Annotated in this window: 8 protein-coding genes; 1 reads left to right on the forward strand and 7 read right to left on the reverse strand. The window is 44.4% G+C overall.

Going from position 1 to position 14,111, the window contains the following annotated elements; genetic code table 11:
• Positions 1–3: 3 nt before the first annotated feature.
• From AC3E9V_RS15655 to AC3E9V_RS15675, 5 genes are all read right to left on the reverse strand, one after another.
• Positions 4–2,595 (reverse strand): PQQ-dependent sugar dehydrogenase, encoded by a 2,592-nt coding sequence (locus AC3E9V_RS15655; RefSeq protein WP_488749074.1) that lies wholly within the window; start codon positions 2,593–2,595, stop codon positions 4–6.
• Entirely contained in the window at positions 2,596–6,252 is a 3,657-nt protein-coding gene (locus AC3E9V_RS15660; RefSeq protein ID WP_488749075.1) for a 3-keto-alpha-glucoside-1,2-lyase-like domain-containing protein, read from the reverse strand.
• A gap of 29 nt (positions 6,253–6,281) precedes the next feature.
• Positions 6,282–7,334 (reverse strand): sugar phosphate isomerase/epimerase family protein, encoded by a 1,053-nt coding sequence (locus AC3E9V_RS15665; protein ID WP_488749076.1) that lies wholly within the window; start codon positions 7,332–7,334, stop codon positions 6,282–6,284.
• Positions 7,335–7,474: 140 nt separating this feature from the next.
• Positions 7,475–8,641: a Gfo/Idh/MocA family protein gene (locus AC3E9V_RS15670; RefSeq protein WP_488749077.1), complete on the reverse strand. Its 1,167-nt coding sequence runs from the start codon at positions 8,639–8,641 to the stop codon at positions 7,475–7,477.
• A gap of 16 nt (positions 8,642–8,657) precedes the next feature.
• Positions 8,658–9,797, reverse strand: a complete 1,140-nt coding sequence (locus AC3E9V_RS15675) for a Gfo/Idh/MocA family protein (protein ID WP_488749078.1) — start codon at positions 9,795–9,797, stop codon at positions 8,658–8,660.
• A gap of 215 nt (positions 9,798–10,012) precedes the next feature.
• On the opposite strand from AC3E9V_RS15675, the gene AC3E9V_RS15680 reads away from it, so the two are divergent.
• Complete coding sequence (locus AC3E9V_RS15680; protein WP_488749079.1) at positions 10,013–11,212, forward strand: MFS transporter; 1,200 nt, start codon at positions 10,013–10,015, stop codon at positions 11,210–11,212.
• A 175-nt stretch (positions 11,213–11,387) separates the two neighbouring features.
• On the opposite strand, the gene AC3E9V_RS15685 is transcribed toward AC3E9V_RS15680, so the two are convergent.
• Together AC3E9V_RS15685 and ppk1 are read right to left on the reverse strand one after the other, a co-directional pair.
• Positions 11,388–11,873: a cupin domain-containing protein gene (locus AC3E9V_RS15685; RefSeq protein WP_488749080.1), complete on the reverse strand. Its 486-nt coding sequence runs from the start codon at positions 11,871–11,873 to the stop codon at positions 11,388–11,390.
• Positions 11,874–11,875: 2 nt separating this feature from the next.
• Positions 11,876–13,978 carry a polyphosphate kinase 1 gene (ppk1, locus tag AC3E9V_RS15690; RefSeq protein ID WP_488749081.1) on the reverse strand — a complete coding sequence of 701 codons (2,103 nt, stop codon included), beginning with the start codon at positions 13,976–13,978 and terminating at the stop codon, positions 11,876–11,878.
• Positions 13,979–14,111: the final 133 nt, after the last annotated feature.

Raw genomic sequence — 14,111 nt, forward strand, 5'->3', positions numbered from 1 at the left:
TGGTTAGGGTTTAGGGATAAATTCCACTGTTCTGATCATTAAAAGTTTATTTTCTTCCTGTTCGTTCTCAAAAACCAGATAGATGTCATTATAACCTGACACAGGTTTTAGGTCAATGGTGTATGCATCGGTTGATGATTCGGACGGGTAGGCAAGGATTTTCCCGAGCACTTCTCCATCCGGAGCTCCAAGCCGCACCGAAATGTCCGCCCCTCGAATGTCCCTGCCAACCTCCAGCCTGATTTGAGCTATATCTGTAAGGTCTACGTGATTATATGCCACCCAGGAATTGTGATAAATGCTATTTATCCGCCCATTTCTGGCCTGGATCTCTTTAGAGTCATCGAAGAGGTCAGCATCAAACCTTACAGGTTTCAACCAAACATTTTCGGTAACTTCTATCGGCCGAAGCGGCTCCTTGCCTCCGTCTTTATACGAGGCAGTAAACAAGTATCGCCCTTCTGATTTATCAACCTTATAGGAACCATCCAGTGGATATGACCGGTCACTTGCCAGGGACAGGATATAGTTAACAATACTCTGGGCATCTTCGGTAGTCAGATCAGGATGGGCAGACATTGCCTGCTCTCCCCATACTCCACCTCCTCCGTTGATGATCTTATAGCTCAGGTAATTTAGCGCATTCCTTTGGCCATTGTAACGTGCGGCTACCTCGGTATAGGATGGTCCTATGGATTTTTCATTTACTTTATGGCAAGCCTTGCAATCCAGTGATTCTATCAAACTTAAACCATCGCTAACAGGGACCTTATGTCCCAGTGCTTCTGCCATATCGGTAGATTGATAATGTGAAATGTCAAAGGAGATCGTACTCCGATCTATTCCACCAGGTCGCTGACTGTCTTCAGGATCCGAAACATGAACAGAATAATCTATGACCCTGTCTTTCCAGAAAAAGGTTCTATTTCCCTTTATGTCTATTTTTACTGTGGGCGGCTCATTACCAACCTCCACTACAAATTGCTCTCTCTGACTTTCTCCTTTCCCATCCGACAAGACCAGTTCAGGATAGTAGACACCCTCTTCCTCAAAGGTGTATGTAAACACAGAATCACTGAAAACCTGATCATCAATGGTCCATTCAAACCGCAGCTGATCGCCATCATGATCATAAGATGGCGATGCATCAAAGGTAACCTTCAGAGGTGCAGCTCCTTTTGTTTCGGTAAGATCTGTTTTAAGAATTGGTGCACGGTTGCCGGAAACATAATTTATCCTGGAAAGGCGGGCATTTTCATTTTGTGTAAACCAGCCGGTACCGTATTCAATCATATAAAGTCGGCCATCAGGCCCAAATTCCATATCAATCACATTATTAAATTCTGTGGTGGGCATGAACGGATACCAGTCAACCGGATTTCCTTTTTCATCCAGCTCAAGGAAATAGATAAACCCGCGCATCCAGTCATAAAAAATCACCCGACCATCCAGGTACTCCGGAAACTTACTTCTGCTTTCATATTCATCCGAATAGTAAACGGGACCTGCCATCGCATTCCTTCCTCCATTTTTTACCTGGGGAAAAACATCAAACCGGGCATAGGGATAATAAATCTTTGCCGGTTGAGCAGGCGGTAAATTTTTAAGTCCGGTATTATTAGGAGAGCTATTAACCGGATTTTTCGGATCATGCTTAGGGCCTGACTCACCCGAAGCAAAATTGTACTTGTTATAAGCATAATTATCTCCAACAAAAAGCGGCCAGCCAAAGTAGCCTGCTTCTGTAGCTACATTAAATTCATCATGCCCTCTGGGGCCTCTGCCTTCACCATCATCTCCCGCATCAGGTCCTACATCTCCCCAAAAAAGCCATCCCCGCTTTGAATCAACTGCTATCCGGTACGGATTTCTACAACCCATTACATAGATCTCAGGCCTGGTAAGCGGATCACCATCCTCAAAAAGGTTGCCCTCGGGTATCGTGTAAGAACCATCAGGTTCAGGTCTGATCCGCAAGATCTTACCTCGCAGATCATCGGTATTAGAAGACGACCGTTGCGCATCCCAGGCAGAACGGCCAGGCCGCTCATCTGAAGGAGAATACCCCGATGAAGCGAAAGGATTGGTATTGTCACCGGTAGATAAATAAAGTAACCCATCCGGACCAAACTCGATAGAGCCTCCCGTATGACAGCATTCTTCCCTCTGGACCGGGACTTCCAGTACTACCACCTCATTTTTTAGACCGGTGGGCGTGTAGCTAAACCTTGATAGCCGATTAACTGCCTTTTCCAGCGGAGAGTAATAGAAGTAGATCCAGCTGTTTTGCTCAAATTCCGGATCCAGCTCTACTCCCATAAGTCCGTCTTCATTCACATGAAAAACGGGAATGGAATCATAATCAGAAAGAGCTTCCTTTTGTAAGTCATACTGTTTTATTCCCCCTCTCCTCTGAGTATATAGTAATTTGTTATCCGGTAATACTACCAGCTCAGTAGGTTCAAACAGGTTTGACACAAAGACCTCTTTGATAAATCGATTCTCATCAGGAGGCTGAGTATTTACCAACTCCTCGTGACTTTCTCCGCAAGATAAAAGTGCTCCGAAGAGCACTCCATAGATGATTTTTTTCACTTACAATTCTCTTATTTTAATATTCCTGAACCACGCTTTATCTCCATGATCCTGCAAGGCGATATGGCCTCTTTTTGCCGTCCCGAAATCGGGCATATCCGCAAACTTACTTTCTGAAACCATAGCTTCCCAGGCAGCATCCCAAAGGTCGGTTTCAACAACCTTATAACCATTGAGCCAATGTTGGACATGACCATCTCTGACCACTAAGCGAGCACGATTCCACTCTCCAGCAGGACTTACAGTAACAAACTTCGTCTCTACAAGATCATACAGATCTCCTGCCCGGTGCTTTTCTATCTGCCCATCCGGGTGGCGCAAATTATCCAGTATCTGCATCTCCAGTCCTGTATGCCACACATATTCGTACTTGTCATCTTCCACCACATTGTAGATCACACCGCTGTTTCCTCCTCTTTCGATCTTCCAATCCAATACAAGCTCATAATTCTGATAGGTTTTGTCTGTGATGATGATATCTCCTCCATCCTCAGCCTGCCATCCTTCTCCATTCCCTTTACCAACAAAATGCAGGGCTCCATTTTGCACGGTCCATTTTTTACCCAATGTCTCTGACTTGAAATTTCTCAGGCCACTGGTAGTCTTTCCATCAAACAGAAGCTTCCATCCCGCTGCTACTTCTTCATCTGTCAGGGTATTATGAGCTACCACATAGTCATTGGTAAACCCTGGCTTATCCTTAGGAATGGCCGTGAGTGTATACCAGGCTTCCGTAGTCCAAAGTTCATGATCCAGTGCGCTGACAAATGGTCGTTTGATATGGAAATAAACGACATGCTTTTCCTTCAGACCCTCCAGCTCTACAAATATCTTCTTACGGTCCTCCGACAGGTAAAACCCTTTTGGTATCAGTGTCTTAAGATCATGTTTTGGTCCTCCGTATTCAGCAGTGGGTTTAAAATAGAACTGCTGAATCTCAAAATCCTCTGCGCTAATCTGCTGCCCTTCCTTTATGGGTTCTGTAAACTCAATCTCAAAACCATTGGATCGTGCACTAACCTTCAGCATCTCAAAAACAGAAGTACCATTGTAAACCAGTCGCTGCAGGCCATAGTTCAATTTTCCTACCTGCCCCCAGTTTCCGGAAACGCCGATTCCTCCTACCAGCAATGAACCATCCGGAGCCCATTGCAGCCTGTTTACCCCGGCTTCCAGGCCTTGAGAAAACCGGAAAACAGCTCCCTGATAATTACCATTTACTTTCTCCACAAAGTCACGCTTGATTCCTCCATGCGTGACCTCACAGTGAATCATCTGACCAGCATAAGGCCCCTTATCTATGTAAAGTGGCGTACTTGGAGAGTTACCGATCTCATCCTGAGGAAGCCAGACAACAGGCTCATCCTGAACCATGCCCTCAGTACCTTCAAAATCCACCGACCTGGAGCCAAACCAGGCTCCTTCCCGGATATGATTGATCTTGGATGCCGGTAACCAATCGCCCTGATTATCCGCAACAAATATCTCATTGTCCACACCGATACCTATTCCATTTGGCGTGCGAAGGCCTGAGGCAATAAATTCCACTTCACCAGTTTCCCTGGAAACTTTTATAACCTTCCCTCGATCCTTTGGTTGCGGCTGAGCTGAGGCTCCGCCAGGCAAGATATCAGTAGCTAGTGCACCATAGAAGTAGCCGTCTTTATACACAAGCCCAAATGAGAACTCGTGGAAGTTTGCTGAAACGGTCCAGTCATCGGCTATGGTTTCATATTGATCTATAATGCGGTCCCCATCCAGATCAACCAGTTTCGTTAACTCCTGTTTCTGAAGAACGTAGATCTCTCCATCCACCACTTTAATTCCCAATGGCTCAGCCAGGCCGGTAGCTATACGGGTTACTTTAATATCTTCCGGATTCTCTGCCCGGAAATTTTCCAATAAGTACACAGGCCCCAATGAATCCCAGGTACATACCAGCATTTCATCCTCTGAAAGAAAGTCTATCCCTCCAACGCGTGGTTTAAAGCCTTCCGGTCTGGCCTGAAAAAGATCAAACGCCGGGTGAACATCAGCCAACCACTGTTGGTCGCCGGGGATGGATTTGACCAGTTTTGTTGTGGGTATGTATTCTTCTGTCTCCAGGTATGCTTCGGGAGTAACATAGAGCATAGACTCAGGCACTAATTCAAATTGTCCTGCTTCTTTATTAAACCATTGCAGCGAAACTGCCGCTCCTGATCCAGCCTGGAAATACTCTATTTCAAACGGATGATCCCCTGTAGTCAGATAGACTTCTCCATCTTTTGCATCCGTACCGTGTAACCCCCAATGGTCAATAACTTCATTTCCATCAATATAGAGCTTTGATCCGTCATCAGAAACTAAACGAAAACTATAGCTTCCTTCTTTCGATATTCGAAGGTTCCCCTTATAGAGCATGGCAAAATCTTCTTCCCTCTCTCCAAAATCCGCTGCCTCCCTTGTATGTATCTGAGAAACGATACTTGCTTTGATGGGGAAAGCCTCCTTTTTCAATACGCTAAAATTAGGTTGGTCACCACTATACAGGTATTGATAGGCTGCTACACCCTGTGTTTCCTCACTGATATTGATTTCGTCCTGCAACTTCAGAGGAATGGTTTTTTCTCCCAAATGCCAGGCACCGCTCTCACCATCATCTTCATCGTCATCCAGGGAAAGGATATACCGGATCATATCTCTGGCATCAGACTCTTCCAGATTTGGATGGGGAGTCATCATGGCTTCACCCCAAACTCCACTACCGCCTTTTATCACTTTTCCAGCCAGCATGTTTATCGATTCATCACTGTCATTGTATTTTCTCGCTACTGCTAAATAAGCCGGTCCCACTGTCTTTACCTCTTCATTGTGGCACGCTTTACAATCACTCTCCTCTATTAGCATAGCCCCCACGGGTACCTCGGAGCTTTCTTCCTCATCTATAGTAACGCCAACTGTCAGCCGATCAAACCCCTGATGGAAATAAGCCTTCAGGTCTGTGGGTTGATCATTATTCAGGATAAACTTGCCAGTGACTGTTTTTACAGATCCACCCGGATACTCCACATCTTTTGTGCTTGTTATTTCCAAACGTCCATTAGTAGAGATATCCCGTTCGTTCACTAATGAGGATATGACCAATTCCATTCCCACCTGATAATCACCTGCACCTTCCACCGTAAATTTTCGATGCAGACCGTTCTGGCTTCCTCTTTTGATACCTTCCGGGGTTTCTGTTACCTTCACAATCGTGCCATCAGCCGAAATCAGATTGTACAGGAAAGAAACCTTCCCGTCAAGAATAGTATGACCCTTATAATCCACCCTGGGACTTATTACTTTATCTCCTTTCACCATAAACCATTCTACATCGTCCTGCTCTTTGTCCTGGTAGTAAGCATATCCTTTGCTGGTTGGCTGTGGTCCATGAACGGTAGTATACACTGCCCCGTCAAAATTCACTCCTCCTTTCCATGCTTTATATAGACTGGCCCTTTGGGCGTCATATGCTACCCAGATTTCATCGCTCAGAGCAGCAGTAACCATTCTGGGCTTTTGGTCGAGGACAGACCGGAAAACCCATGCTTCTATTGGCCTGTCCACAGACTCATTTGACTGCTGACAGCCGACCACAATAGCTGTCGCAATCATCACACGTAAATACTTCTTCATACTTCTTTTATTACTTCTCCTATTTATTTCTACAGACCTAAAATCTTCTTATTGGTCTCATGGTCTGCTCCGCCACCGGCAAAATCATCGAATGCCTTGTCCGTGACCTTGATGATATGGTCTTTGATAAACGGAGCTCCTTCTTCGGCTCCTTGTTGTGGAGACTTGATACAGCATTCCCACTCAAGCACCGCCCAGCCATCAAAGCCATATTGACTTAGTTTGGTAAAAATTCCGCTGAAATCCACCTGGCCATCTCCTAAAGACCTGAAGCGACCCGGACGATCGATCCAGCTCTGGAAACCACCATAAACTCCTGCTTTTCCTGTAGGATTAAACTCAGCATCCTTTACATGGAACATCCGAATGTTTTCATGGTAAAAGTCAATGAATTGCAGGTAATCCAACTGCTGCAATAAAAAGTGAGATGGATCATAAAGAATTTTAGCTGAACTATGCTTTCCTGTTGCTTCCCAAAAGCGTTCATAAGTGATCCCGTCATGCAGGTCTTCTCCCGGATGAAGCTCATAACACACTTCCACGCCACAATCCCTGGCATGATCCAGGATAGGCATCCACCTTTTGGCCAGCTCTTCAAACCCGGCTTCAGCCAGACCAGCCGGACGCTGTGGCCATGGGTACATGGTGTGCCAAAGCAGCGCTCCGGAGAATGAAGCCATCACATCTATGCCAAGGTTTTTACTTGCCGTAGCTGCACTTTTCACCTGATCCACAGCCCACGCTGTTCGTGCTTTAGGGTTTCCGTGAACCTCAGCAGGAGCAAAGGAATCAAACATGATATCATAAGCAGGATGTACAGCCACCAGCTGCCCCTGCAGGTGTGTGGCCAGCTCTGTAAGTTCCAGCCCGGCATCATTCACAATACCTTTAATCTCATCGGCATAGGTTTTACTTTCTGCGGCCTTTTTTACATCAATAAGACGACCATCCCATGCAGGTATCTGCACTCCTTCATATCCAATACCTTTCGCCCATTTACAAATAGACTTAAGGTTGTTAAAGGGTTCCTGATCGTCTGCAAACTGCGCCAGAAATATGGCTGGGCCTTTTATGGTTTTCATTTCTTATAGGTTTTTAGGTTCTCGGTTTTACGTTTTATGATCTATATTTTGTTCAAGGACTCCTACGGAGAAATTCAGTTACTATTATGAACCTGAAGGTCTCTCTCAGGAAAATTGGTCTTTTTAAGTTAGGGATCATATCAGGATCCTACTTTCACCCACACATTCCCCTTCTTACTGGAGTCAACTACTGCCTCAATCAGTGCCATGCCTTTCACCCCATCGTCTATCCCTGGAAAATCCATTTTTTCATTGTATGTATCTCCAAAGAGGTGGTTTCTTAAGAAAAAAGCATAATTGCGGTAAATGTTAGCAAAAGCCTCCACATAACCTTCCGGATGACCAGCAGGAGTTCTGGTATGGAGCATGGCTTCATCAGAAAGATAGCCTCCTCTGTCAACTCCTGCACGAAATACCTGATCCGGTTTGCCATGATCTTTGACTATCAGTGAATTGAGATCACGCTGATTCCACTCCAAACCACCTTTATCCCCATAAATCCGGATTTTCAAATCATTTTCTTCACCGGAAGCTACCTGTGAGGCAGTAAGTACTCCTGTGGCTCCATTTTCAAAATGAAGCAATACATTGGCATCATCATCAAGGACACGGCCCGGAACTGTAGCCCTGATCTCGGAAAGGATCTCGGTGATCTTCAGGCCTGAAACATATTCAGCCATATTCGCAGCATGTGTTCCGATATCTCCAAAACAGTTACTGATCCCGGCTCTTTTCGGGTCGGCTCTCCATGACGCCTGCTTCTGGTCTGTGTCTTCTACTTTGTCAGTAAGCCAACCCTGCGGATATTCCACCATGATCTTACGCACGGTACCAATGGCCCCATTCTTGACCATTGCCATCGCCTGTTTTACCATGGGATAGCCTGTATAGGTATAGGTCACCGCAAACGGCAACCCTGTCTCCCTTACTTTATCTCTTAGTTTTTGTGCCTCATCCAATGTGAAGGTCAGGGGTTTATCAATAATGACCGGAAACCCATGATTTAGAGCTTCCATGGCCGGAGCAAAATGAAGCACATTGGGCGTGACAATAGAAACAAAATCCATCCGCTCACCTTCAGGAAGGTCCTTTTCTTTCAGATACATCTCCTCATAAGACCCGTAAACCCTATCTTTCGGCAGGAAAAGTTCCTCTCCGGAATCAGCAGATCTTTTAGGATCCGAACTAAATGCTCCACAAACCAGGTCAATCTGACCATCAAGGTTTGCTGCCATGCGATGTACAGCGCCGATAAAAGCGCCAATACCACCACCTACCATTCCCATTCTAAGTTTTCGATTTGCCATAGTTTATTTTATTTGATCAATCAATTGCTACCCAAACTTGACCTTTTCTACTGGATTCCAAAACTGCTTCTATGAATTTCATGCCTCTAACACCGTCTTCCATAGTCGGGTATGCACCATCTTTTACAGGTTCATTTCTAATTGCCTTTGCCGTGCCTTCATAAATATTGCCCATGGCATCAAAAAGTCCTTCAGGATGGCCGGGAGCAATTTTTGTACTTTCTAAAGCGAATTCAGAATTATACGGATTTCCCGGCTTCAGAATCTGAGCTGGCTTCCCTTCTTCCATATAATACAGATAGGTAGGGTTTTCCTGAGCCCATTTGAGACCGGCCTTATCTCCATAAACGGATATCACGATGTTGTTTTCCTCACCTGTAGCAATCTGACTTGCTCTTACAATTCCCTTTACCCCATTTTTAGTGCGAACCAAAGCCGTACCGTCTACATCCAGTGGGTTGTTATCATAAAGGGTATCGATATCTGAAAGGACTTTCTCCACTTCCAGCCCGGTAGTGTACTCAAGTAAATTAAATGCGTGAACACCTATATCTCCAAAGCAGCAGCTTTGTCCGGATTTTTCCGGATCCAGACGCCAGACACCCTTTCTTTTTTCTTTATCATGAATGAAAGGGTTGATCCAACCCTGGTAGTACTGGGCATCTACTTTCTGGACCTTTCCGATCGCACCATCGGCAATCATGGATTTCATCTGACGAACCATCGGATAACCTGTGTAGGTATGTGTCAGGCAAAATGTAACCCCTTTTTCTTTGACCAGCTTATCCAGATCTACGGCTTCCTTCGCTGTAATTGTCACCGGCTTTTCGCAAATCACATGAAAGCCAGCCCCTACGAGTTTCATGGCCATCTGATAATGCAGAAAGTTGGGCGTGAGGATTGAAACGACCTCTATCCGCTCATCAGCGGGCAGTGCAAGTTCCTTTTCAATAAAAACATCAATATTCTCATAGGTCCTGGACGGATCTAACTCCAGCTTCTCAGCAAACTCCAGCCCTTTCTGATAATCCACATCAAAGGCTCCTCCTACAAGAGTATAACGCTCACCCATGTAAGCAGCAATCCTATGAACAGGGCCAATGAATGAGTTAAGGCCACCGCCAATTAGTCCAAGTCTGATTCTTCCTTTTTGCATATTGTTAGGTTGGTCTGTTTAGCTTTTATAAAATCTTATTTTGTTATTTTTCAAATGAGATTGGAAAACTATCAAGATTGATTAGCAAATTCAATTATTTATTTTATGCAAACGTTTGTAAGTGACATGATTTTACAACTTTATTAATTTGCTTTGAATTTGACCACCTAATTTATTTAATTGATAGCTTAATCTTAAACGAAATGGAATCTCAAATGAATCGTAATCGATTATTCATTGCCAGTTGTTTCGCACTTTTAACAACGGCTTTTGCTTTTGGTATCCGCGCGGGTATCATGAATGACCTGGTAACCGACATGAGCCTGGATGACTCTCAGCTTGGCTGGATCAACTTCATGGGTATCTTTGGCTTCCCCATTGCCACTTTGGTGGGAGGTCCTTTATACAACTCGCTGGGGCCTAAAAAGATAGGAAACATCGCATTTGCCTGTCATATCCTTGGAATTACTTTTTCCATTCTATCTACAAGCTTTTACACTTTATTTTTCTCTACATTCTTCATCAGCTTTGGAAATGGAATGGTGGAAGCAGCCTACAATCCTATGATTGCCGCTATGTATACCGAAAAAAGAGCCGTAATGCTAAACCGATTTCATGTGTGGTTCCCTGGAGGTATTGCAATAGGTTCGGTTTTGGCACTTTTAATCGCTAACTCCGGAGGTGGCTGGCAGATCAAACTGGCTATTATGTATGTGCCTGCGCTCATCTATTTCTTCCTGTTTTGGGGGCAAAAGTTCCCGGAAGCTCCTAAAGAAACTACCGTAACAACGTCAGGAAACATAAAAGCTATATTCTCTTCCCCTATTTACTGGCTGATGCTGGCCTGTATGACCCTGACAGCTACCACGGAGCTGGGTACTCAAGCCTGGGTAGAAAGGATTCTGGCTAATTCAGGGGCTCAGCCTTTGCTTGTATTGGCACTGGTAACAGGCCTTATGGCGGTAGGTAGATTATTTGCCGGACCTCTCATCCATCAGCTGAATATTACTGGAGTACTTCTGGCTTCAGCTGTCATTTCAGCTGTATCCATTTTTCTGATGAGTATGGCTACCGGACCAATGGTGTATGTTTCGGCCATTCTCTTCGCTGTTGGGGTGTGTTATTTCTGGCCTACAATGATCTCTTTCGTTGCTGAATACCTCCCGGGAACAGGAGCCCTGGGAATGTCGCTGATCGGTGGCGTAGGAATGCTTGGATTATCTATTTTCCAGCCGATCATAGGAAGTTGGATTGAAGGTCACAGGAAATCACTTGGCGCTGAAGGGCTTACCGGAGAGGCTCTGGAGCTTGCCGCTGGTCAGGCCACATTAGCTAATATCGCAATTATACCAGTGGTTTTGATAGGTGCATTCATTGTTGTACTTTTCTGGCAACGAAAATATAAACCAGCATAAGAACTCACATCTTATTAGCGTTTATTATGGGATTGACTCTTCAGGTCAATCCCATTTTTTCTTTGACCAAAAGGACACCTAAGGAAAACCGAAATGGCAATGTGGCCGTTATGCCTTCAGAGCCTGTCCTTTTGCCTGGTAAGGAAATATGACGAGCAGATAATTCATGAAGGTTTTATTCCACGGTAAACTTTTTGATTAGGGGTTTTCTATCCGGATAAAGCTCTGTAAGCTCCTCAGCAGAGAGCATCCGAAAATCCTTGAAATCAAAGCCAGGATTGACCATACAGCCCATCAGAGAGTAACCAACACCAGAGCTTACCTCAGCAGCAAATATGGAATTAGCAGGGATTAAAATCTGAGGTTTTTGTCCTTCATCAAGATCTAAACCCAAAACCTCCTGCCTGTAATTACCCCTTTCAAAAATGTGAATTTCTGCCGGAGTACCATGATGAAAATACCACAGCTCATCTGACTTCAACTGATGAAAATGGGACTTCTGACCTCCTTTTAGTAGAAAATAAATACTTGTTGCCAGGTTTCGGGTTCCGCCACCACCACTCAATTGAATAGTTGCGGGATTACGGTAAACCTCCTTGTAATACCCTCCTTCAGGGTGCGTTTCAAGCCCAAGCTTGTTAATCCAATCTTCCGCAGACATATCTAAAACAGTTTGGCTACCATAATGGTCTCCCGCTTTACTTTATAAAATTCCCTATGAATATTGAATGCCTTCTCTCCGTTTGGCTGGACCGGAGTAAAAGAGCCGTCTTCATTCATTTCATAAGTATTGACATTATCCTTAAGGTTATAGGCAAGGATATTTATGGCCTGCTGCTTCAGAAGCTCATCTTTAATAAGAAAAAGAGACTCAAGTCTGCGCTCAAACGAACGAACCATAATGTCAGCACTCCCGGAATAGACCAGGGATTCTCCTCCATTTCGGAAATATAAGATCCTGCTGTGCTCCAGGTACTCTCCTACAATAGAACGCACAGTAATGTTTTCACTTAACCCGGGCCTACCGGGTCTTAAACAGCAAATACCTCGTACAATAAGTTTTATGGGAACACCAGCCATAGATGCGGAATACATCGCCCGAATGGTATCACTATCCTGTAAGGAATTCATTTTAATTACAATACCGGTGGGCTTACCCTCTTTAGCATTTTTCTCTTCGTTAGCTATGAGTTCGATCAGCCTGCTACGCATTTCTCGTGGTGCTGTGATCAGATTTTGATACCTATCAGGTACAGAATGGCCCGTAATTACGTTGAAGAATTCCTGTACGTCATTCGCATATCCTTCATCGGAACTCATAATACCAATATCAGTATACAGGCGAGCAGTTGATTCATTGTAGTTACCACTCGACATATGAACGAACCGGGTTACTTTTTCCTTTTCCCTCCGGACAATTAAAAGTAGCTTGGTGTGGGTCTTCAGCATTCCTACACCATATATCACAAAACAACCGGCTTTCTGAAGACGCTGGGCTTCTTTCATATTATTTTCCTCATCGAAGCGAGCTTTCACCTCAAAGAGTACTGAAACGTGCTTGCCATTTTCAGCAGCATTTAACAGTGCACTTACAACCCTGCTATTTTTGGCCAGGCGATAAATGGTAAGCTTTATGGACAAAACATTCGGATCTTCAGCAGCCTGGTCCAGCAGATCCAGAAGTGGGTCTATACTATTGTAAGGGTGGTGCAGCAGGATATCCCTGTCTTTCAGGATTTTAAACATATCCTGATCCTCATATTCTGCCATGCTGATCGGCGGCACAGGTTTAGGCATTTCAGTGCGCTGATCCTGGAAATCCTCATGTCCTGCTATTTGCCACAACCCGTGATAGTCCATCAGTGCCCCGGAGGGAATCTCGATGATATTATCATCATCTATCTCGTACCTGGACTTAAGCTGTTTGATGAGCCATTTATCATAGCCGCCTTCTACTTCCAGGCGGACCACACGCCCTGTTTTCCTGGTCTTGAGCTTCTTCTTCATCTCTTCGATGAAGTTTGCTTCCACATCCTCAGACTCTTCAAGAGTGAAGTCACCGTTTCGGGTCACTCGAAATAAAGTAGACGAGATTATATCTACATTCTTAAAAACCTCACAAATGTGCTGCCTCACCACCTCTTCTATTGGCACAAAAATGATCCTGTCTTTTCGCTCAATCTCATAAAACCGGGGAAGGTTTTGAGGAATCTGGATGAAGGACATCTTCTTTTTCTCTTTCTTATCAAGCGTCCTTGTTACCACCCCAAAGATCAGAATGTTATTCATCAAAATGGGAAAGGAATGATAAGAATCGTACACCATAGGCGTAAGCATTGGGAATACGATCTTTTCAAAGTAATTCGTTACCCGCTCCTTTTCCCGCTTTTGCAGCTTATCATACTCAAGGATCATAAACTGGTGACCTGGAAAAAGGGGAGCGAGATGATTTAAATAGTAATCATTCTGAGCCCTGGTAAATTCTTTATAATCATGGAGGAGCTTTCGCTTAAAAGGTACAGCCCTTAAACCAGAATAATCGATACGATCCTTTCCATAATCCAGATAGTTGTATAAACTCCCTACCCTGATCATAAAAAACTCATCAGCATTGGAGGCCGTAATAGCCACAAACTTCAGGCGGTCGAATAGGTTTCTTTCCTCATTTTTAGCCTGATCCAATACCCTATAATTAAAGTGCAACCAGCTAAGATCCCGACTTATCAGGTCACTTTGCTGTATTAAGTGATCGTATCGCTCTATCATTGAGTTATTGCAAGTGTTTTTAGGTGGTTCCTAACGAAACCTCAAAATACTACAGTATACAAGCAAATAGCAAATTATTTGTTTGTTAGGAAGTGTCCTATCAAAAAAAATCCCTGATCGCGAAACCAGGGAT

It is taken from the genome of Marinoscillum sp. HNIBRBA16962, from assembly GCF_057801515.1.